Source organism: Aliiglaciecola aliphaticivorans (assembly GCF_054782055.1).
This window is the reverse complement of sequence record NZ_BAAGTF010000024.1, coordinates 100,345-121,459: the sequence shown is the minus strand read 5'-3', so window position 1 is coordinate 121,459 and position 21,115 is coordinate 100,345. Positions and strand designations below refer to the sequence as shown.

Here is a 21,115-nt window from a genome sequence, read left to right as displayed (position 1 = left end):
TTTCCCTCATAGACCAAAAATTGATTGAGTAGGTATGTCATAACGTGTAGGTGTTAAAGAGCAAAGTGGCAATCCATTGGCGTCTAAGTAGATTTTCAACGTTTGTTCCATTTCGCTGCTGCGTGGATCTTCTGCACCGAATCCGTCAAATCCAACCAAGTTAATGTTATTCGCGCCACCACTATTTGCAATAGCCAAGGCATAGGTCACAACTAAAGAATTTGGTAAGACGCAATAATTTTCGCTTACTGAAAATGTTTGAGGTGTTACGTCCAGCCCAAAATCTAAGACGTCTTTTGAAAGAAGAGCTTCCTTTATATCTTCAGGTAACATAGAAAGAGGAGTCACTAACGGTTGGGGTAATGTTAAATGTTCTTGACAGTCTGCAAGCAGCCTTACTGGGTGGCAAGCAGCTCGAATATTTATCAAAGACTGGTCTATATCTATTTGTGTATTTAGTGCAATTACATAAGGTTTATGGGTCTTAATATAATTTTCAATTAAACCTTGATAATCCTTTATGCTTGGTCCTGCGCCTATAATCAGAACAGACTTCCCTTCTATTTCATTTCTTGGGCTCCAACTTCCACGTGGCTCTCCAGAATAAAAATGACGAGCGGATTCTAAAGTCCCTAAGCTAAACTTCTTACCACCTTCAACTTTAAGATGGTTAATCACAGCTATAATGTCTTCGTCACTGTAGCGAGAATCTTGTAGCATTTCTTGAATATAAGTTGGGTGAATGCCATATTTACCAGCAAGGTAGTAATATGGGTTAGTTCCCCAGCCAAATTTTGCTTGCATGGGTTTAAAATGTTTGCGGATCACTTCAAACAATTTAGTTGGATTGCCAGTTTGTGCTCTTAAGCCTTCGATTGCTAAAGACAAGTATTCAGTTTGACCATTGCCAGGCCCTCGGCCCATACCTGTTACGGTTGCATCAACCCATGTAACCCCACCATTAATAGCTTCCAATGAGTTTGCGATGGCTTGCCCCATATTGTCGTGTGTATGAATCCCCAATTCACCGGACCATCCTGCTTGCAATGCTTGTACAATTAGACTGACTTGCTCTGGACTTAAACTACCCATTGAATCTGCGAAATAGAGGGAATCTATAGGGTAATCACTGGCAAGTTTAGCCAGTTTTGTAATTTCTTCTAGTTCTCTGTCGGCAACTTGCATTAAATTGAAGCCAACCAAATATCCGTTATCCTTTAGCCATTTTGACGCAGGTAAGCAGGCTTCAAACTCATGGACATGACAAGCAATACGGACTAACGAAACAATTGAATCAGAACTATTATTAAACAACGTTTCTAAAGACTCTATTTGTGTTGTTTTGTCTACTATCTCAGATCCATTTATCATCACACCGATTTTATTTTCTAGATTTTTAGGAATATTTAAGCTTGATAAAAAATACTCACTACTGAATGCACAACCGCCTTTAAACCCTTCATTTTTTAGGGTTCTCAAGCCTATTTCAACAAAATCCACATTGAGTGAATCCATCGCTTCAAGGTAGTCTGTGACTAACTCAGATGAGAAGTTCCAAGCGTTGTAGTAGCCACCATCTCTGAGTGTGCAGTCCAGTAATTTAATCATTTTCGTATCCCTAATTTATTTAAAATCTTGTAAACTTTTTCTTTCGCTAGTGGAGGCATTAGTTGCCAAAATTTTATAGCGATTGTGAATTGTAGTAATAAAATAAAAGCGACTGATATAGTTGCTACCAGTTCATAAGCAATAAGTAATAAACTAATTACAGTTAAACCAACACTTAAAAAAGAAAGTAAAAAATACTGCCAAGGCCAGTTTAATTGCTTACTCGTCATCCAGTTATGGGCCTTCCAAACTGACAAACTCATAACCATAGTTTCGGCCACAAGCAAACCAATGCCTGCTGATAACACCCCAAAAGTCTGTGAAAAAATGTAAATTGTTAGAATTAACCCCGCTAAAGCGATTAATGATATTGCCAGTTGAACCTTATATAAATTATTTCCTCGAAGAATGCTTTCTGCTGGCTGCGCCAAAACCATTATAAGTATTGAAGATGAAAGAGTGCTAAATAACATGGGATGAAATTCAATCGCCCCAGCAGTCCATATTTCGAATAAAGGTTCGACAAAAAGCTGTAAAACAATGAAACCAGGTGCAATCACAAAACATAACATAAGCCATAACAAAGCTAATGACGCTTGAGTTTCAAGTTGTTTTTTTTCATGTATATAGCGCATTAATTCGGGCAAGATTGGCCCAGTGAGTGATGCCATGCTTTGTTGAGCAACATTTGCGACGGTTCGATTAGTTGCGAATTGAGCAACTGCCGCAGCCCCCACGAAAGGTAAAATTAGAAAACGTATTCCGACCTGTCTAAACATATCGCTAGTATGTTTAGCTAGCATCCAGGTAGAGTTTGTGAATTGCTTTAAACCCAATTTTAAATTGGGTTTTGAAAATTTCAAATTTTCTTTCTTATATATGTTTAATACCAGATAAGATGCTATTAAATTTACGAAAAAAGTAGTGACGGCTAGCCCTATTACAGCATCAATCAACTCTCCACCAAAAACAACAATGAAGACGGGGATAGTTGACGTAAAAAAGGCGATGCCAACTTTCATCCAAGTAATAAAGGGGTAATAACCTAACAGAATTACAGGCCCCAGCAAAAAACCATAATAGTGACCAGAAATTAAAAGAACGAAAGCTAGTATCATCGCAGACAACAAAAAATCTTGTTTTGATTCAGGGTTGAGACCAAATGAGGAATCAACAATTGAAAATTGAAATTGTAAATAAACAACAAAGAATACAATTAATGAAGTTAAACCAACTATAGGCAGTGCGGAAAATAACTGCAGGACAACTTTATCAATATGTTGTCTACCGAGCTTTAAACTTTCATGATAAATAAAATCTCTATGAGCGCCTTGCATCAGCCCAGCAAAACCTATGAAGGTTATAAGCAGTAACCAAACACCATAGGTTTCAGCAGACCAATGGCTCAAGTAAACAGGTACAAAAACTATTTGAGTCAATAAACTAAGAACTATACCCACCCAGTTAGCAATACTTGCTGAAAATATCCTACTTGTAGCAGTAGAGCCTGACACCACTAACTCACTCCAAAAAAACAGTAATAAAGATGTTGCGAAAAAATGTATAAAATCATCAACCAGAAGACAAACTGTCAACTCAATGCTGTAGGTTTACAATTCACAAGTTCTAAGCATTAGCATGCTGTCCCAAATCTCTGTTTACACAATAAACCAAAGCCATAAAGAGTAATTCAAAGCGCAAGTTGATAGCTTATACTTATTCAACTCGTCGCTGATTTAACTACGATATCAACACATTTGGGCTTTGGTAATAAATACAAATTTCATCTAAAAGCCAATAGCACCTTTATTCACTTTATAAATTTTGAAGAGGGAATACGTTCAATTAACTTATCTAAAAATAAGCAAATAGTAATAACAATGGCACATGTGATGAATGAGACCAAAACTTTAAAATTGTTTATTTTAAAAGTGAATATGGAATCCAAAGTTATAATTACTAATGGATTAGCGACAAAAATTATTAACGTATTCTCTCCTAGCTTACGAGCTATTTTTTCAATTAAATTACTTAATTTTATTTTTTTCGAAAAAAATGGCAGCACAAAAATGCAAGAAGAAACCATTACACTCAGCGTAATATAGGGCGAGTGTGATACTCCTGAGTTTTCAAGAAAGTAAAATTCAACTGGTATAAATAACACCCCTGCAATTAGGTAGATAGGGTAATTTAGGGTGTTATTCTGCGCAATGATAATACCGCATAGGACATAAGGTACCCAAAACCAAAAAGGCCTATCAGACACCTTTTGAGTAATAGTAGATAATTCAATTAACCCATATGATGAATATATGTATAGACCAATTAAAATTATTGAGGCTAATATTAATAGATATTTATTAAATACAATTTTTCTAATAAAACAAAATAAAAATAGTAATTGGAATAATATGATAAAAAAATATTGTCCACTCCACCCGTAACCAGACCAGTGTTTCGTAATTAGGCTCTTTAAAGTTAAAGTATTGAAATCTGCGATGATAAGAAAGTAAATTGTACTCCAAAAGACAAAAACCACGAAAAGATGCTTAAACTTAGTCAAAACGTATAGACCAAAATTAGTCTTCGTACGCTGATATGCTTTTTCTAAGAAAAACGAAAAAACAATTATAAAAACAGGTACACTGAAGCGGAATATCTCACTAATCATTGCAGTTAAATCGCTGCTACCGATAAATAGGGTATTACTATGAATCCAAACAACACCAAAAATTGATATTGCACGTAATAAATCAATATTTATGTTTCTCTCTGATTGCACGGCAACATTCATAAACTATCCCCCAGCTAAAACTAGGTTTATTTGAATAATTACGACCATATTGCACCTATCGTACGCCATATCAATACGCATTCTTGTCAGTAAAACTGCGAAACACGGTAAAAATAACGATTTTAAAATCCATCCATAGTGACCAGTTTCGAATGTATTCCAGGTCGTATTCGATGCGCATTTTCATTTTATCTACGGTGTCAGTTTCACCGCGCCAGCCGTTTACTTGAGCCCAGCCGGTTATGCCAGGTTTAACTTTGTGGCGCAGCATGTAGTAATCCACTAACTTTCTGTATTCTTCATTGTGTTTTACTGCGTGTGGGCGGGGGCCAATCACTGACATGTCGCCTTTTAACACGTTAATAAATTGCGGTAGTTCGTCGAGTGAGGTTCGGCGTAAAAAGGAACCCACTTTAGTAATGCGGCTATCGCCCTTTTTCGCTTGTATAACATTGTCGGAATTTTCCGTTACCGTCATAGAGCGGAACTTCCAGACTTTGATTTTTTTACCGTTAAGGCCATAACGGTCTTGTTTAAAGATAACCGGGCCTTTGGATGTTAGTTTCACTGCCGCAGCTATGGCTAACATAGGAATAGAAATAAGGCTTAGGATAGAGAGTGACAATAAAATATCTTCTAAGCGTTTCACTATGGCTACACCGCCTTGCATGGGGTTGTCGTACACACTTATGGTTTGTACCCCACCCACGTGAGACATTTCACCGTGCATTAGGCAATACATGAATAAATCAGGGACAACGTGTACGTTGGCTGTGGTATCCCCTAATTGATAGAGCATTTCTTGAATGCGATGCTGAGCTTTGATGGGTAAGGCAATATAAATGACGTCGTAAAGCCCACGCTTGGCGCAATCGATACCCTTTTCTACGTTACCGTGGAGTAAATAGTGGTAGTCGTCGTCTAAGCGTTCAGGGGCTCGGTCGTCAAAGACTGCAGTTAAGCGATACCCTGTTTCAGGATTTTTCATGACTTCATTGGCTAAACGGATGCCTTTTTCAGACAGACCAAAAATAGCGATACTGCGGGTGTTATAACCCTTGCGGCGCATGTTGTGCAGGAAAAGTTGAAACATGATCCGCCAGCCAACTAGCGCCATAAAGGCCATAGTAAACCAGATTGCTAGGGCAAACCGTGAATAGTCTTCAGCGATTTTAAAGAAAAACAAATAACCTAGAATTAACATGCAGGCACATGACCAACATAGGAAGGTATAAAACACGATTTGTTTAAAGAAACCGGCGCGCCAAGAACGGTACAACGCAAACGACTCGGCCACCAATGCAAAACTCACAGAGCCGATAAGAGACAAGGTAAAATAATCTTTTGTATAATCTAAGCCGTAAACCAATACTGCACAAAAGAGTGCGAGTTGAATTACCACAACATCAACAAGTCGATACGCAGCCGCAAACTTGTTGGTATTGTTTTTAACCATACCACTTTGCATATTCATTTATCTAGTTCCTTTGCTTTTGTGAATCGGGATGAAAGCGTTATTTATCCAAATCTTCAAAAATAGTCTTACGTACGAAATCCAAATTTTCCTTACCACTAGAGTAAGTGATTTTTTTTACTTGTGTTTTTTGAACCAAAATGGACAGTTGGCGTATCCTGTCACTTTCTAATTCCAATGCAGAGTAGGCATTACCCAAAATGCTATTTTGTAAAAGCAAGATTAGTGCCTGACTAGAATTGATATTTTCAATTTCACAGTGCAGGCTATTATCAGGCTTATCTGTTACAGTTCTATTAAGAATATAGATGACTGATAGTTCTGAAGAAGTTTTATTTTCCTCGGATAAATCAGGCATTTCAAATATGCGTTTGTTAAAACGGTTATGCACTTTTTTAAGCTTAGCTACGTCACCACCAAGTGCATTTTCCACTGAATCGGGCCACATGCGGGCAATGGGCCAGCTGGGGTAAACTTTTGGTGCGTTACTTTCTGTTGCATTCGCACCAATTTGATGCAGCGCAATCATATCATCAGTTAGCCACTCACATCCAGCTTGTTGTAGCTTGGCACTCAAAGTTGACTTGCCCGTACCACTATTTGCTACCAATGCGAAGGTTTTTTCACCACGTTTCAACCCATTTGCGTGTATGCAAGGTACATGCTGAGTTTCTAACCACAGGGCCAGGGCCAATGTCTGAAAGTAGTGGGAAGACGATGTGCCTTCATCCCAATCAATGGTTATTTTGTTTTTCTGAATTAAAAACCGACCTTTACCTTCACAATTAACACTCAGCACATAGCTTTTAGGTGAAGGGAGGTAGGTTTGTGACTCATCTAACGAATTGGTTTTGGCTTTAGTAATATGGGTATTGGGATAAGGAAAGAGATTTAATTCGGTTAAGTATCTCTGTCCTTGATCTTTTAATGTCCATATTGGGAGCTGGTTCACATCGAGGCTAATTGCTTCAAACGCAAGTTCAACGGCCAATTCAGAGATGTTAGTTTTATCACCACTGCAAATAGCATCAGGCAAAAAACATTCAACGCCATGAAGCGGCGTTGAATAATACTTATCTTGCATTGGTAACTAATGCCTCTGTTCAATCCATGGTTTGAATCTAAGGTAGAAGCTTTAGCAGACTAACGATTAACCTGTAAAAGGATTACGTTTTGTGTGTCCGCCTTGCTCATCAGGAATACTTCCCGCGTAACCTTGAGTTAATTCTGCAAGATTACCAGGGTTAGTTAATTCTGGCTTGGTGTAGGGCTTTTTGCCACTAACGGAATCGTTCACATTTACTTTGTTCATGACGTGTCTCCCTATTTATTTAAATCTTAAACTATTTTCTTGCACGTAAGCGTGCTGCACCAAACAATAAACCGCTTAGGATCATTGCAGTAGTAGCTGGCTCTGGTACTTTAAGCGTTTCAGTATCAGCAACAAATGTTAACTCTTCGCCTTCAGCAATCGGTGAAGAAACAAGCAATACAGATAACGAATAAAATAAATCGTCGTATTCTGCGTTTACTTGGTCGGTATATATTGCGGTATCAAATGCACTAGCCGTTGCGAAAGCAACACCCACACCTGAATCTGGAGTATCCACATTGTCAGAATCGATATCGAATGCAATTCCACTATCAATACCGCTGATCGAGAAAGCGAAAATTCCACTCGCTACAGCATCATTAGTTAACGTCCAAGCACCATACACATCACCTGCTGGTGAAACGTTACCGCTGGAGAAACCTTGTTGAGTCAATGACCAACCTGTACCAGTTACCCCACCGGAAAAACCTTCTGCATCAGCAATAGGATCGCCAGTACCAAGAATCACATCTGGGTAAGCAGACCAAGTAACTACCTCAGATGAACCATCACCGAAGAGAGCCGTTACTTCAAGGCCTGCCATATCAGCACCTGTGATATTCGATTCATCGATAATAATGGCAGACTGAGCGCTTAAGCTCATTCCCACTAGTGACAAACCTGCAATTATTTTCTTAATCATGTGATGCTCCTTATTTAGTTCTGCGAACTTAAAAATTTCTTGAATATGCACTTAATGCTATTACTTCTGTAGAAATAACTGCAAAAGCCATTCCAGATATATTTTTCCCATATAAATCATACAGTTAACAAAACTCAATGTTAATGCATTGTTAACTCGAAAATGATCTGTAAAAATTCCTGACAGAAAAAACCTAATGTAAACAAAAGGTTATAATGTCATTTGTTGTTACAGTGGAGTGACATTTGGCATATAGTACCCTTAATTTACCGGTGTTCGAAAGCTTTATTTAGGTCTAAATATTATATGAATACATTGTTTGCTCTATTTGGTTCTAAAGCGCCTCGTTATTTTGAGGCGATTCAGGGCCACTATGAAAACTCAAATAAGCAAGTAATATCAGATAGTTACAGCTCGATCGGTGGCGCAGATTCTAGTGTTTTTTTGGGTAAGGTGGCCGATGCTGATGGGGTGTTAAAAACCGATACACCCGTCCCCCTGAAGATTGTGAGTGCAGGGCGATTTTGTTTAAAAAATGCACCTTTGGTGTGCGATGGTGCACTAAAAGATCGCGATCTTTGGGATTTGATCGATAGCGATTATTCGAAAACCATTGAGCAGCTCGACGGTGATTTTACCCTCATTTCCTGGCATCCAGATGCTGCTGAATTACGATTTTGTAGCGCTGCGTTTAATCCCCGCTCCCTATTTTATGGGTGGTTAGAGGGCTGCTTTGTGGTGACCACTGATTTGCAGTTGATGACGACCCTGCTCACCCCGGAAGTGGATAATATTTCGATTCTGCAGTGGCTGGCGGGACGGCCGGATCCGAATCGATCTATGTTCAGCAACATTGATCAGCTCCCCTTCGCTCACAGCGCCTGTTTAACTGCCGAAAATCAATTAACTGTGCGGCGATTTTGGGATATCCAACCCAACCACTCACTAAAGTTTGCCAATGAAGTGGAGTATGAGCAGGCTTTTTACGATGTGCTAAAACAAAGTGTCGCAGGGGCGTTGCCACTGAGTTCACAGGGTAAGCGGCCTGAACCTATTTTCAGCCAGATGAGCGGTGGTATGGATTCAACTTCTATCACCTCTATTTTACATTCATTGAGTGAGCATGGTGGCAAAGACGCAGATCTCCTTGGGTTTGAATTACATTCCATTTCTCATACTTATCGGAATACCCAGAGTTGTGACGAGATAGAAAAGATTGATGCAATGCGGGACTTTCTGAAGCTTCAACATAGTCATTTTGTTGAGCTAGACCAATTTACCAATCTTTCGTTTGCCCAGCTGTACCCTACTCAGTTACACAATCCTGGCGTGGTAGCTTCACCTAAGTACCAACAGGAAGCTGAAATGATTCAGCGGTTAGGGGGGCACGATTTGTTTACGGGCAATGGCGGAGACGAAATGTGTTGGGGTCACAGCTTTGCTTATCGGGACAGATTAGCCAGTGGTGATCTTGGAGTGACTAAAGAGGTGTTTAATTCTGCTCAACAGTTGGGTATGTCACCCATGAGGATCATGCTGCAAGTACTGGTTAAGCCATTATTGCCTCAGTCACTGTTAACCTTGTTAGGCAAGCAGCCAGTAGATGCCGACCACTTTCCCCAGTGGTTAGGGCCTCAACAACAAGCCATGTTGAAGTCGGTTGAGAAGCACAATCCATTTGCTCAAAGTAAACAATGGGCAAAACGAGCTCGCTATGAGGGCTTATTTACCACCTCCACTTTTAATAGCATGCGCTCTTATCAGCATGTTTGCGATCCTTTAGGGATTGCAGTACATCATCCGTTTTTCAACAAGCAGCTAGCGGAGTTTAGTTTTGCGGTGCCGCAGAAATTGCACATCCAGGGGCGATATCCGAAATATTTGTTGCGTAAAGCCATGGATAGCCATTTGCCAGAAAGCGTGTGTTGGGACCAGAACAAAACCGTATTTGATCAGCATTTTGCGAATTTGGTGCGTGCAAATAAAACCGAGTTGCGTGAGTTGTTATCCCATCCAGGTTTACAAGATTTAGGGTTGGTTGATAATGACATTTTGTTAGCCAGTTTCGATAAGGTAGTAGCCTCACCAAAGGGTTCGTTAAACGTCGATTTATTATACGCAATTTTAACCCAATCCTGGTACCAAACCCACATGTTGTAGCATGGCCTTTAGGCCATGGATTGTCTTTAGGCCATGAATGTTAGGCCATCAGGCTCTCTCGGGGCTAAAGCCACCGACTACAGGTATATTGAATCCCAATGGGGATATTGTTTTAGGCTTTTGACAATTCCTGCCCGCAATGGATTTGCAACAATGTACCGTGCGGCCTCAATTATATTTTCTTCTTTGCGTAATGCGTGGTCATGAAATCCTGCTTGCCATATTCCACCCTTTCGGTTTAATCGTTTGCATATTTGATGGGACGTGGTGCCTTTGATATACCCGATTACCTCGCTAAGGCTCGAATCACCTTCTAACGACATCAAAAAATGCACGTGGTCGGGCATAATCACCCAACTTAGAAACTGTATTTTGCCCCTTTGTTGGGATTTTTTCATGCATGCCACCACAATTCTGGCCAAGGTAAATTGGATAAATAATGGTTCCCGATGTTTTGTACAGGCAGTAATTAAATACACCTGACCGATTATAGAGCGGCGCCCTTTTGTTAGGGTTTTGCCCATGATTCAATCCTTTGAATGGCAAATTTTAAGTGTAGATTGAATATTGTTTAGACGGGGTACAGAAATATTGGGGGGGGAATTTTAGGGGCATTTCTCGGGGCCTGTAGCATGGTCTTTAGGCCTTGGATTGTCTTTAGGCCATGGGCATTTCTCGGGGCCTGTAGAATGGTCTTTAGGCCATTGGGTTTTAGGCCATGGTTTTTGCTCGGGGCTAAAGCCGCCGACTACAGGTGACTGTAGCATGGTCTTTAGGCCATGGATGTTAGACCATGGGCATTTCTCGGGGCTAAAGCCGCCGACTACAGGTGACTGTAGCATGGTCTTTAGGCCATGGGCATTTCTCGGGGCTAAAGCACCCGACTACAAGTGGCTGTAGCATGGTCTTTAGGCCATGGGCTCTCTCGGGGCTAAAGCCGCCGACTACAGGTGCCTGTAGCATGGTCTTTAGGCCATGGGCGTTTCTCGGGGCTAAAGCCGCCGACTACAGGTGCCTGTAGCATGGTCTTTAGACCATGGGCATTCCTCGGGGCTAAAGCCACCGACTACAGGTGACTGTAGCATGGTCTTTAGGCCATGAATGTCAGGCCATGGGCTTTCCCCTCGGGGTTATAGGGAAGATATGCTGGCTTGGAAGAATTGGCTTTTGTTGGTGATTTCGGTGTAGGTATTCACCACTTCTTTGCTGTCGTTAATGATAAAACCGTTTACGGTTAGCCATGAATGGGCTTCAAGGGTTTTGTCGTTATTTTCTTGAGTGTTGGTTGGCGTTGCAGAGCTGAACCTTACACCAATGTGCAAGGTCGAGGGCATATTTTTGCTTAGCAGCAATTCCTGAAAAGCCAAGCAACGGCGCAGACAATTCATGGGGCGATAATGGTGTCGAGTTACTTTGGCAAACAAGATGGCTTGTTGCAGATATTTGTGTTGGGGATAGGCATCAAACTGGTTGCTTGTATTGCTCACACTAAAGCTCTTATCGAGATACTTTTTCCATTTTTTGTAGGGCTGTTTGGATATGCGCCAATCCCATTTGGCTAATAACCAATAAGCATGCACGATGGTAGGTAAAGAGGTGATCAACTGCATACGTTTGTTTTCCCTAAATCAACCATTGTCCTACCCATGGAGCTTGCGCCCTAAGCTTCTTCTAACAGTCCTTTATCACTCATTGTGTCAATAAGCTCTGAAAGATCAGCTTGAATATTGTCGACTGTGGCGTCGTAATTTTGCTCGATGAGGGCCACCACCTGAGCTACAGACTGTCCCGTATTCAAGGCTTCAATCATTTCCGTACCTATGGGATCGAGGGTGTAATACTGGCCGCTGATAGAGTCTAAAATGACCGTCTCATCCACCACTTTTTGAAACAACGCTTTGTCTGAAAGTTTATATTTAGTGTCGCTATTCAGCATATTACGTCCTACTCATTGGTTTTTTATTCATCTAGGTAAAGTTACTGTCTCAATTCTAGAGCTTGGTTTACACCTGCGCCAGAGAACCTTGTTCTAGTTTATAGACTTTGTCTGCCACTTCACACAGTTGTTGGTCGTGAGTCACAATTATAATGGTTTTGTCTTTTAATGACTCCCCTAGAAGCCTAGAAAATTCCAATTTTCCGGCGTCATCGGTAAAAGACGTGGGTTCATCAAACAGCAAAATTTGTGGGTTAATCACTAAGGCACGCGCCAAGGAAATACGCTGTCGTTGTCCACCGGAAAGGAGTACACCGTTTTCACCCACTTTGGTGTAGTAGCCGGCTTTCAAATCGGTAATAAAGCTATCTGCACCGGCAAGTTTCGCAGCTTCAATAATCTCTTCTTCACTGGCTTGGGGCAAGCCATAGGCAATATTGTCTAAAATGTTGCCGTCACATAAGGCGATATCTTGCGACACTAAGCCAATTGCCTTGCGCAAAGACACTAGGCTGCAATCGGCAATAGCCTGGTTATCAATTAAGATGTTGCCGGTTTGAGGTTCCATAAACCGCATGAGTAAGTGAATTAAACTGGTTTTACCCGCGCCGTTTGGCCCCAGAATGATACTCACACTAGCGCTGTCAAAGCGTGCATCGACGCTTTTTAAAATGGGACTGTCAGGCTGATACGCAAAAGAAACACCATTAAACTCGATATCGCCCCTTTGGCAAGACAGGTCGAATTCGGCTTTATCATCTGACTCAGGGGATACATTAAATACCTCTAGAATACGTGTAGAAGAGCCCCTAGCCTGCTGTAGCTGACCGTATAACCCGGCAAAAGTACTCATGGGCTTGGCAAACACTAAGCCATACATCAGCAAGGTGATTAGATTGGGAATGGTGAGCTCGCCTGATTGATAGTGCAACGCGCTCACTACAACGATGAAGACAATACCAATTGATATAATCATTTGAATAAGCGGGGAAATGAGCGCTTGAATGCGCAGTAAACGGGTTCGCAGATCGAGTACCTGCTTGGCATTTTTGCGGAATTTTTTCGACTCAATACTTTGGCGATTAAAGGCTTTCACCAATTGCATAGAGCCAAAGTTTTCAGTGGCGATGGCAATGGCACCGGCCTGGTGTTTTATAACCTGCTCCGAAATAGGGCGGATGGTTTTACCAACAATTTTTATGGTGATTAAAAATACTGGCACCGTGACCACGATTATCAAGGCGATGCTCAAATTGATATTGGCCATCATAATGATTGCACCTATCACTATTAGCGCCGCGGGGACTAGCCCTGTTAACACGCCGGATAAGAAATAGCTGAGCACATTGGCGTCATTACTGATGAGAGATAGAATTTCGCCCTTTTTACGGTTGCTAAAATAGGCCATTGGCAACATTTGTACGTGGTCGTAAAGCCGGCAACTTAGGTCGTTTAATACTTGAGCGCCGACGATATTGGTGCGAAAGGTTGATTCAAAGCGCAATACCGCTTGCAAGATAATTAAGGCAACCCAAGCCAAGCATATTTGACCTATTGACCAGCCAAATGCATTTTCTTGATCCAAGATACTCATTGAAAACTGGCCGATAAAATAAGGGATACTCAGGCTTATCAGACTTTCTGCAAGCATCAACAGCACAGCAAGACACAATGCGGTTTTATGATAGCGGAGTAGTTTAAATAGCGATAAAAATGACATTGAATGAGTAGGTTAGGAACAATCGAGTATTGGCATCTACTCTACCTTATTTTAGTGAACGATGAACAGCAGGGATTGAAAATAAACCCCAAGCGGAGAGGTGAGTGTAAATCCAAGGCCTGTAGTCGGTGGCTTTAGCCCCGAGAGAGCCATGCACGGTCACCCTGTAGTCGGCGGCTTTAGCCCCGAGAGAGGGGTATCAAAACCCCATGATAAACCCATGGCCTAAAGACCATGCTACAGGGCTCGAGGAAAAAACCATGCACGGTCCCCCTGTAGTCGGCGGCTTTAGCCCCGAAAAGACAATATTGAAAATTATGATAATTCATGGTCGTCCTTACCTTTCATGGCCTAAAGACCATGCTACAGGGCTCGAGGAAAAAACCATGCACGGTCACCCTGTAGTCGGCGGCTTTAGCCCCGAGAGAGCCCATGGCCTAAAGACCATGCTACAGGGACCGAGGAAAAATCCATGCGCGGTCACCCTGTAGTCGGCGGCTTTAGCCCCGAAAAGACAATATTGAAAATTATGATAATTCATGGTCGTCCATACCTTTCATGGCCTAAAGGCCATGCTACAGGGCCCGAGGGGATAATTGACCTTCACTGCCCATGGCCTAAAGGCCATGCTACAGATTAAATGCCTATTCGACTAAATGGTTTAATGAATATAAATCGCGGGTTTGGGTGGATTGTTTGCGCACTTCTTCTAAGGCTTTGGCTTCGCTTATTTCGAACAGCGTGTTGATCAATCGGTTGAAGTGGTAATGCATTGCCTGTCTTGCTTCGGCTGAATCGTGATTTTTCAAGGCGGTGTATATTTTACGATGTTCTTCTAAACGATCGCTGTCGCTGCGGTTACACACGTTTTTATATACATTGACTATGTCGGGTTCTGAATCTCGTAATTGCCAGAATTTTTCAACCGCTAAGCATACCGCGTTGTTGCGAGTGGCTTTAGAAATAATCAAATGGAATTCGCGGTCTGCCTTTTCTGGATGAACCCCCTTTTCCATGGCAACTAATGTCCCTTCTAAATCGGCAAGTTCTTGCTCTGTAATAGACGCCGCGGCCAACGCAGCAGCCTCGCCTTCCACTAATGCTCTTGCTTGGGTTAATTCAAAGGCACTAACTTTGATTTCAGGTTCGTCGGTTTGCGGATTTTCCAGTACGTAAACCCCAGAGCTGGTTTTCACGTCAACTCGTTCGCGTACTTCTAAGGCTATAATGGCTTCGCGGATTGTAGGACGACTAACGTTAAAGGTTTCAGCTAATTCTCGTTCGGGTGGTAATCGACTTCCCGGTGGATATTTCCCGGAATCAATTAATGCTTCGATTTTTTCGACTATCTGCCAAAACATACGACGATTTTTCATCTATAATCCTCTCACCCAAACACAACAGCTTTAGTATTATTATTTCGCTTTTTCGTTTGATTTACTTATACCTAGGTTTGTACTAATACTTATTACGACAAACCATTTTTGATATTTACACTTGCTTAACAACTAAGGTAATGAGGATAGCATACACCTCCCCAAGATTATTACCAATAAAATTTAAATTGGTAACAACAACGGGCGATAATGGTTGACAATATTAGGTTATATTGATTAGATATCAGCATAAATTAACTTGGGGAAAATATATGACACACAGCGAAGCGTTTATTTACGGTGACAAGCAGCCAATTGAAGATATTGGTAATGGCATGAAGCGTCAATTAATGGGTTACAATGACCAAATTATGATGGCGAAAATCTGGTTTGACGATAATGCGATTGGTTATGTTCACGCCCATCCTCACTCTCAAGTTACTTATATTGAGAGCGGAGAATTTGAAGTACAAGTGGGTGAAGAAAAACAATTGTTGAAAGCTGGCGATTGCTTTTTTATGCTTCCTCATGCAGATCATGGTGCAGTTTGTAAAAAGGCTGGTATCCTTATCGATGTATTCAGTCCTTTGCGTGAAGACTTCTTGTAAAATTAATTAATTAGAGAACCAATGAATGACATATCAGAATGAAAATACCAGCGATAACCCGACAGTGGATTTTTTTAGTAAACTAAGCGGGCCGCTAGTATTTGCAGGCGAGTGTATGCTTGAGTTGGTAAACAAGAGCGATAATGAGCTTGGAAAGTCTTTTGCAGGTGATTTATATAATTCTTGTGTCTATTTAAAGCGGGCGTTTCCTGAGCAAGATATCGAATTTATGTCGTGCTTAGGAACCGATAGACTCAGTAGTGAATTGATCAGTCGATTAGACGGTGAAGGTATCAGTACTGGGTTTCTTCCGAAAATCACCAGCCATCATATTGGCAGTTATATGGTCATTACTGATGATTTTGGTGAGCGCTCTTTTATTTATTGGCGTAGCGACTCTGCTGCTAAACGCATGATCAGTGCGTTGTCATCAGAACAATCCATGGCATTAAATAAAGCAGGCATGTTTTTCTTTTCAGGCATTAGTTTAGCCATATTGTTAGATGAAGAAAGAGCTTTGTTCTGGCAGAAACTAGAAGAAATGCAGCAAGCCGGCGTATTGATTGTGTTCGATCCGAACTATCGCCCTCAACTTTGGCGTTCGCCTGATATTGCAAAGATGAATATTGAAAAAGCCTTCCAGATGGCAGATGTACTGCTTCCTGGTGTGGATGATTTTGATAAGCTTTACGGTGTCGACGACGTGGAAGAGTGCATTGGCTTGTGCATGCAGTATTCGCCCAAAGAGCTAGTTATGAAGCAGGGCGAAAAAAATGTCATTATTGTTAATGAGCAAGGACGAGAAATTGTCCCCATCGTGGCCAATGACAATGTAGTTGATACAACCTCCGCAGGTGACGCCTTCAATGGTGTTTATCTTGGTGCACGGGTATCTGGTTTCGATCTGAAAACTTCCGCACTAGCTGCGAGCGCGGCAGCAAGCAAAGTAATAGAAACCCCTGGTGCTATCATGCCTAGAGACCTGTTTGAATCATTCTGGCAGTCTTATCAATTACCAAACCTGTAGTCGGCGGCTTTAGCCCCGAAAGAAAGCCCCGTTCAAACCCCATGGCCTAAAGACCATGCTACAGGACGTGCCACCTGTAGTCGGCGGCTTTAGCCCCGAGAGAGCCCCATGGAAAACCCATGGCCTAAAGACCATGCTACAGGGCGTACCACCTGTAGTCGGTGGCTTTAGCCCCGAGAGAGCCCCGTTTAAACCCCATGGCCTGAAACCCATGGCCTAAAGACCGTGCTACAGGACGTACCACCTGTAGTCGACGGCTTTAGCCCCGAAAGAGCCCCGTTTAAATCCCATGGCCTGAAACCCATGGCCTAAAGGCCATGCTACAGGACGCTCCACCTGTAGTCGGTGGCTTTAGCCCCGAGAGAAAGTCCCGTTCAAACCCCATGGCCAAAAGGCCATGCTACAGAGCGTTCCACCTGTAGTCGGCGGCTTTAGCCCCGAGGGAGAGCCCCATTCAAACCCCATGGCCTAAAGACCATGCTACAGAACGTGCCACCTGTAGTCGGTGGCTTTAGCCCCGAAAGAAAGCCCCGTTCAAATCCCATGGCCTAAAGACCATGCTACAGAACGTTCCACCTGTAGTCGGTGGCTTTAGCCCCGAGAGAGAGCCTATTCAAACCCCATGGCCTAAAGGCCATGCTACAGGCCGTGCCACCTGTAGTCGGTGGCTTTAGCCCCGAAAGAGCCCCATTGAAAATCCATGGCCTAAAGACCATGCTACAGGACGTTCCACCTGTAGTCGGTGGCTTTAGCCCCGAGAGAGCCCCATTGAAAACCCATGGCCTGAAACCCATGGCCTGAAGACCATGCTACAGGACGTGACACCTGTAGTCGGTGGCTTTAGCCCCGAGAGAAAGCCCCGTTCAAACCCCATGGCCTGAAACCCATGGCCTAAAGGCCATGCTACAGGACTCTACCTGTAGTCGGTGGCTTTAGCCCCGAGAGAGAGCCCCGTTCAAACCCCATGGCCTAAAGGCCATGCTACAGAACGTTCCACCTGTAGTCGGTGGCTTTAGCCCCGAGAGAAAGCCCGTTTAAATCCCATGGCCTAAAGACCATGCTACAGGACATGCCACCTGTAGTCGGTGGCTTTAGCCCTGAAAGAGAGCCCCGTTTAAATCCCATGGCCTGAAATCCATGGTCTAAAGACCATGCCACAGGACATGCCACCTGTAGTCGGTGGCTTTAGCCCCGAAAGAGAGCCCCGTTTAAATCCCATGGCCTGAAACCCATGGCCTAAAGGCCATGCTACAAAACCGGTCGATTCTTGGTTAACCAAATAAATCTAACCAAAAACCACAATTGGTATGACATTACTATTGGAGTTGCCAATTTTTACACATATAATCCCTTAATTGAGATAACAATAATTTTACATTTGGTAAGGGGAAAGTATGTTTCTTAGTTGGATGCTTGACTACAAACACAGTCAAAAATCGCGGTTTTCGTTGGTCTTACTTTTAACTGCCGTGCTCAGCGCTTGCGGCGGTGGAGGTGGCAGCACCGCAACAACACCGGTGATCCCTCCTGTTGTCGTCGAGCCAGAACCTGAACCTGAGATCTGTGTAAATGAAACATACGCTGTAACTTCTGCAACTGATGACGGCAGTTTTGATCCAGGCTACCCGCCGAGTAACGCTATAGACGGCCTAACTACGCCAGAATCCAGATGGTCTAGCGATGGAATAGACAAAGAGTTGATACTTGATTTAGGCACCAGCAAAGACGTAAGGGCTTTAACAATTAAGTGGTACAAAGGTAATCAGCGTACCGCCAGTTTTTCTGTGGCTACCTCAGCCAGTACTACACTAGACAATGCTACCTTTACTGATGTACTAGAAAATGCCGAATCCACAGGCACTCACAGCGGCTTCGAATTAGTAAGTTTAGAAGAATCAGATGCACGATTTATCAAGATTATCGGCATGGGAAATAGTGAAAATACCTTTAATAGCATCGTTGAAGTACAGGTACATAGCTGTGCAGAAGCCACGGGCGAGTATGCGGATATTCTTCCCAATGAAGTTGGTATCGATTTGTTAGACTGGTATCTAAGTGTACCCACAGATGAAGATAATAGTGGCACCTCCGACTCGATTTTCGAGACAGAACTGGCAGCCGGCTACACCAACTCTGAATTTTTTTATGCCTCAGAGGATAACGGCATCGTTATGCGCTCCCCAAGTTACGGTTTTAAGACCTCGCAAAATACCAACTATGTGCGTGTAGAGTTGCGTGAAATGCTGCGCAGAGGTGACCGCTCGATTAGCACTCAAGGTGTAAACAAGAACAACTGGGTGTTTGCTAGTGCTTCAGCCGAGGGCCAAGCCAATGCGGGCGGGGTAGACGGCGATTTACGAGTAACCTTGGCCGTCAACAAGGTCACTACTACTGGGGAAGATTATCAAATTGGACGTGTGGTCATTGGGCAAATACATGCCAACGATGATGAACCTGTTCGTTTGTATTATCGCAAACTTCCGGGAAATAACCTGGGTTCAATTTATTTCGCCCATGAAAGTCGTGAATTAGACAGTGACGGCGACACTATTGAAACCTATGTAGAGATGATAGGTTCAAGGAGCAATTCAGCAAGCAATCCGGCGGACGGCATTGCATTGGATGAAAAGTTTAGTTACCACATTAGTGTTAATGTGAATTTGCTAACGGTGACCATTAGCCGCGAAGGAAAGAGCGATCTGGTGGCAAATTACGATATGAGCGAAAGTATGTATGATGAAGACGGCCAATATCATTATTTCAAAGTTGGCGTTTATCATCTGAACAATTCAAGTGATCCTGACGAATATGCCCAAGCAACCTTTTACGAAATTAAGAACAGCCACACAGGGTATAGCGCCAGCGAATAAAGGATAAACCGGTCGGCGGGCGTTTCGGGCCCGCGCATATAATTGAAATACCGCCCTGTAGTCGGTGGCTTTAGCCCTGAAAGAGAGGGTATCAATATCCCATGGAAAATCCCCGTTCAAAACCCCATGGCCTAAAGACCATGCTACAGGAGGTGCCACCTGTAGTCGGGTGCTTTAGCCCCGAGAGAGGGGTATCAAAATCACATGGAAAATCCCATGGCCTAAAGACCATGCTACAGGGCGTGCCACCTGTAGTCGGCGGCTTTAGCCCCGAGAGAGGGTATCAATATCCCATGGCCTGAAGACCATGCTACAGGGCGTGCCACCTGTAGTCGGTGGCTTTAGCCCCGAGAGAGCCCCATGGCCTAAAGACCATGCTACAGGAGGTTCCACCTGTAGTCGGCGGCTTTAGCCCCGAGAGAGCCCCATGGCCTGAAGGCCATGCTACGGGTATGTTAATGCTGGTTGTCTAGGTGATAGAAGGTGGCTTGGACGTAGTCTTTTGGGTTACCGCTGTTGTTTTGGTTGTATACACCGGCTTTGAAATACATGTATTGGTTATTTTTATGATAGCCACTGTCAGTCATATCAAAAGATTTTGTGATATTGGGTTTACCTTGACGGATCAAGGTGACAAATAAAATGTTGTTTTCGACGGTGATCTTATAGCTAAATTTTTCATTTAACGAGATGCCGTCTTCTGGGTCTGCAAGAGTATGGGAGCGAGTGCCAATAAAGTTCACCCACTGGTCATCCCCGTCGTTAATTTCATGAGCGAAGTAAACTACGCCTTTGGAATTATTCGGCAGTTTGCGATAGTAGAGGCGAATCGGCTCGTCATCAGTTGCATGGATCTGGCCGATAATCACCCGCCCTACCTTTTTCTCATCACCGGTCGTTGACACACGATTAACTGCCAAGGTGGCCTCTAAACTACCCTCAATGGCACCAGCTTTGCGCTTAACCGAGCCGTGGGCTGCGCTAAACACCCAGTTATTTTCGGTAATACCTTGGGTTTTGATAGAAGCGTTGCCTCGTCTAAGCATTTCACGGAGTTCAGTTCGGGCATATTTGGTATTTTTGGAGGTTTTAGCGCCAACATTTGGACAAGCGAACACCATGCCCCCGTCTTCAGCGGTATAAAACAGTGGTTTTAGCTCAAAGCCATCACTTAAGGGTTTTTCGTAGATAATATCGGCTTTTTTGTCTTTGTTAAGATCAGTGGGTAAGGTCAATGTCCAATCTAACAAGTCAAAGTTTTCACTTGGCTTTTTGCTGGCGTCAAGGGCGTCTAAATTACCAAGTAAAACGCCGTCAGCCAAGTCTCTATGAGACGCTGGTATGTAACTTTGCTGGTCTGTTTGCTCTGCATAGCTAGTTGATGCCGAGGTCAAGCCAACGGCCAAAGGCGTGATAAAAAATAGCGTTTTGGTAAAAGATAATCGTCCAGAAAGAGAACCACACCAAGAATTAATTAACCTTAACATTGTACTCTCCCCAGGCTAATACTACGAAATTCATAAACTA

General features: G+C 42.9%; 18 protein-coding genes. 5 read left to right on the top strand and 13 right to left on the bottom strand.

Annotated elements, in window-relative coordinates:
* Positions 1–6: 6 nt before the first annotated feature.
* The 7 genes from ACYVIL_RS13800 to ACYVIL_RS13770 all read right to left on the bottom strand — a co-directional run bounded on the left by ACYVIL_RS13800 (position 7) and on the right by ACYVIL_RS13770 (position 7,891).
* Positions 7–1,608 (bottom strand): aldolase catalytic domain-containing protein, encoded by a 1,602-nt coding sequence (locus tag ACYVIL_RS13800; RefSeq protein WP_460312842.1) that lies wholly within the window; start codon positions 1,606–1,608, stop codon positions 7–9.
* Positions 1,605–3,122 carry a lipopolysaccharide biosynthesis protein gene (locus ACYVIL_RS13795; RefSeq protein WP_460312840.1) on the bottom strand — a complete coding sequence of 506 codons (1,518 nt, stop codon included), beginning with the start codon at positions 3,120–3,122 and terminating at the stop codon, positions 1,605–1,607. The genes ACYVIL_RS13800 and ACYVIL_RS13795 overlap by 4 nt, the downstream gene beginning before the upstream one ends.
* Before the next feature lie 296 nt (positions 3,123–3,418).
* Positions 3,419–4,402 carry an acyltransferase family protein gene (locus ACYVIL_RS13790; protein WP_460312838.1) on the bottom strand — a complete coding sequence of 328 codons (984 nt, stop codon included), beginning with the start codon at positions 4,400–4,402 and terminating at the stop codon, positions 3,419–3,421.
* A 70-nt stretch (positions 4,403–4,472) separates the two neighbouring features.
* Positions 4,473–5,876: an undecaprenyl-phosphate glucose phosphotransferase gene (locus ACYVIL_RS13785; protein WP_460312836.1), complete on the bottom strand. Its 1,404-nt coding sequence runs from the start codon at positions 5,874–5,876 to the stop codon at positions 4,473–4,475.
* Between the two features lie 40 nt (positions 5,877–5,916).
* A complete protein-coding gene (locus tag ACYVIL_RS13780) occupies positions 5,917–6,960 on the bottom strand; it encodes a hypothetical protein (RefSeq protein ID WP_460312834.1) in 1,044 nt (347 codons plus the stop codon).
* A gap of 66 nt (positions 6,961–7,026) precedes the next feature.
* A complete protein-coding gene (locus ACYVIL_RS13775; RefSeq protein WP_216050578.1) occupies positions 7,027–7,188 on the bottom strand; it encodes a lasso RiPP family leader peptide-containing protein in 162 nt (53 codons plus the stop codon).
* 31 nt (positions 7,189–7,219) lie between these two features.
* Positions 7,220–7,891, bottom strand: a complete 672-nt coding sequence (locus ACYVIL_RS13770; RefSeq protein WP_460312832.1) for a PEP-CTERM sorting domain-containing protein — start codon at positions 7,889–7,891, stop codon at positions 7,220–7,222.
* A gap of 306 nt (positions 7,892–8,197) precedes the next feature.
* Between ACYVIL_RS13770 and ACYVIL_RS13765 the strand changes: the two genes are divergently transcribed.
* The gene (locus ACYVIL_RS13765; protein ID WP_460312830.1) at positions 8,198–10,051 is read left to right on the top strand and encodes an asparagine synthase-related protein; all 1,854 of its coding nucleotides are present in this window, start codon (positions 8,198–8,200) and stop codon (positions 10,049–10,051) included.
* Positions 10,052–10,128: 77 nt separating this feature from the next.
* Here the strand turns inward: ACYVIL_RS13765 and ACYVIL_RS13760 are convergent, their stop codons facing one another.
* The 4 genes from ACYVIL_RS13760 to ACYVIL_RS13745 form a co-directional block, all read right to left on the bottom strand.
* Positions 10,129–10,575: an REP-associated tyrosine transposase gene (locus ACYVIL_RS13760; RefSeq protein WP_460312828.1), complete on the bottom strand. Its 447-nt coding sequence runs from the start codon at positions 10,573–10,575 to the stop codon at positions 10,129–10,131.
* Positions 10,576–11,181: 606 nt separating this feature from the next.
* The gene (locus ACYVIL_RS13755) at positions 11,182–11,661 is read right to left on the bottom strand and encodes a lasso peptide biosynthesis B2 protein (RefSeq protein WP_460312826.1); all 480 of its coding nucleotides are present in this window, start codon (positions 11,659–11,661) and stop codon (positions 11,182–11,184) included.
* A gap of 50 nt (positions 11,662–11,711) precedes the next feature.
* Positions 11,712–11,987, bottom strand: a complete 276-nt coding sequence (locus ACYVIL_RS13750) for a PqqD family protein (RefSeq protein WP_216050583.1) — start codon at positions 11,985–11,987, stop codon at positions 11,712–11,714.
* Positions 11,988–12,054: 67 nt separating this feature from the next.
* Entirely contained in the window at positions 12,055–13,707 is a 1,653-nt protein-coding gene (locus ACYVIL_RS13745) for an ABC transporter ATP-binding protein (RefSeq protein WP_460312823.1), read from the bottom strand.
* A 260-nt stretch (positions 13,708–13,967) separates the two neighbouring features.
* Between ACYVIL_RS13745 and ACYVIL_RS13740 the strand changes: the two genes are divergently transcribed.
* On the top strand, positions 13,968–14,198 hold the full coding sequence (locus tag ACYVIL_RS13740) for a hypothetical protein (protein WP_460312821.1): 231 nt from the start codon (positions 13,968–13,970) through the stop codon (positions 14,196–14,198).
* A 153-nt stretch (positions 14,199–14,351) separates the two neighbouring features.
* Here ACYVIL_RS13740 and ACYVIL_RS13735 read toward each other — a convergent pair whose 3' ends face one another.
* Positions 14,352–15,083, bottom strand: coding sequence for a FadR/GntR family transcriptional regulator (locus ACYVIL_RS13735; RefSeq protein ID WP_303473306.1), 732 nt, complete (start codon positions 15,081–15,083; stop codon positions 14,352–14,354).
* 272 nt (positions 15,084–15,355) lie between these two features.
* Here ACYVIL_RS13735 and ACYVIL_RS13730 point away from each other — a divergent pair, with 272 nt between their 5' ends.
* From ACYVIL_RS13730 to ACYVIL_RS13720, 3 genes are all read left to right on the top strand, one after another.
* Positions 15,356–15,691, top strand: coding sequence for a cupin domain-containing protein (locus ACYVIL_RS13730; RefSeq protein WP_216050586.1), 336 nt, complete (start codon positions 15,356–15,358; stop codon positions 15,689–15,691).
* Positions 15,692–15,716: 25 nt separating this feature from the next.
* The gene (locus ACYVIL_RS13725; protein WP_460312819.1) at positions 15,717–16,718 is read left to right on the top strand and encodes a sugar kinase; all 1,002 of its coding nucleotides are present in this window, start codon (positions 15,717–15,719) and stop codon (positions 16,716–16,718) included.
* Between the two features lie 1,394 nt (positions 16,719–18,112).
* A complete protein-coding gene (locus ACYVIL_RS13720; protein WP_460312818.1) occupies positions 18,113–19,588 on the top strand; it encodes a polysaccharide lyase family 7 protein in 1,476 nt (491 codons plus the stop codon).
* A 455-nt stretch (positions 19,589–20,043) separates the two neighbouring features.
* Here the strand turns inward: ACYVIL_RS13720 and ACYVIL_RS13715 are convergent, their stop codons facing one another.
* Complete coding sequence (locus ACYVIL_RS13715; RefSeq protein ID WP_460312817.1) at positions 20,044–21,075, bottom strand: polysaccharide lyase family 7 protein; 1,032 nt, start codon at positions 21,073–21,075, stop codon at positions 20,044–20,046.
* Positions 21,076–21,115 lie beyond the last annotated feature (40 nt).

Bases quoted from the DNA above. Each gene is read 5' to 3' on its own strand.
- ACYVIL_RS13800 (WP_460312842.1), bottom strand. From the start codon at position 1,608: ATGATTAAATTACTGGACTGCACACTCAGAGATGGTGGCTACTACAAC.
- ACYVIL_RS13790 (WP_460312838.1), bottom strand. From the start codon at position 4,402: ATGAATGTTGCCGTGCAATCAGAGAGAAACATAAATATTGATTTATTA.
- ACYVIL_RS13785 (WP_460312836.1), bottom strand. From the start codon at position 5,876: ATGAATATGCAAAGTGGTATGGTTAAAAACAATACCAACAAGTTTGCG.
- ACYVIL_RS13780 (WP_460312834.1), bottom strand. From the start codon at position 6,960: ATGCAAGATAAGTATTATTCAACGCCGCTTCATGGCGTTGAATGTTTT.
- ACYVIL_RS13775 (WP_216050578.1), bottom strand. From the start codon at position 7,188: ATGAACAAAGTAAATGTGAACGATTCCGTTAGTGGCAAAAAGCCCTAC.
- ACYVIL_RS13770 (WP_460312832.1), bottom strand. From the start codon at position 7,891: ATGATTAAGAAAATAATTGCAGGTTTGTCACTAGTGGGAATGAGCTTA.
- ACYVIL_RS13765 (WP_460312830.1), top strand. From the start codon at position 8,198: ATGAATACATTGTTTGCTCTATTTGGTTCTAAAGCGCCTCGTTATTTT.
- ACYVIL_RS13760 (WP_460312828.1), bottom strand. From the start codon at position 10,575: ATGGGCAAAACCCTAACAAAAGGGCGCCGCTCTATAATCGGTCAGGTG.
- ACYVIL_RS13755 (WP_460312826.1), bottom strand. From the start codon at position 11,661: ATGCAGTTGATCACCTCTTTACCTACCATCGTGCATGCTTATTGGTTA.
- ACYVIL_RS13750 (WP_216050583.1), bottom strand. From the start codon at position 11,987: ATGCTGAATAGCGACACTAAATATAAACTTTCAGACAAAGCGTTGTTT.
- ACYVIL_RS13745 (WP_460312823.1), bottom strand. From the start codon at position 13,707: ATGTCATTTTTATCGCTATTTAAACTACTCCGCTATCATAAAACCGCA.
- ACYVIL_RS13740 (WP_460312821.1), top strand. From the start codon at position 13,968: ATGCACGGTCCCCCTGTAGTCGGCGGCTTTAGCCCCGAAAAGACAATA.
- ACYVIL_RS13735 (WP_303473306.1), bottom strand. From the start codon at position 15,083: ATGAAAAATCGTCGTATGTTTTGGCAGATAGTCGAAAAAATCGAAGCA.
- ACYVIL_RS13730 (WP_216050586.1), top strand. From the start codon at position 15,356: ATGACACACAGCGAAGCGTTTATTTACGGTGACAAGCAGCCAATTGAA.
- ACYVIL_RS13725 (WP_460312819.1), top strand. From the start codon at position 15,717: ATGACATATCAGAATGAAAATACCAGCGATAACCCGACAGTGGATTTT.
- ACYVIL_RS13720 (WP_460312818.1), top strand. From the start codon at position 18,113: ATGTTTCTTAGTTGGATGCTTGACTACAAACACAGTCAAAAATCGCGG.
- ACYVIL_RS13715 (WP_460312817.1), bottom strand. From the start codon at position 21,075: ATGTTAAGGTTAATTAATTCTTGGTGTGGTTCTCTTTCTGGACGATTA.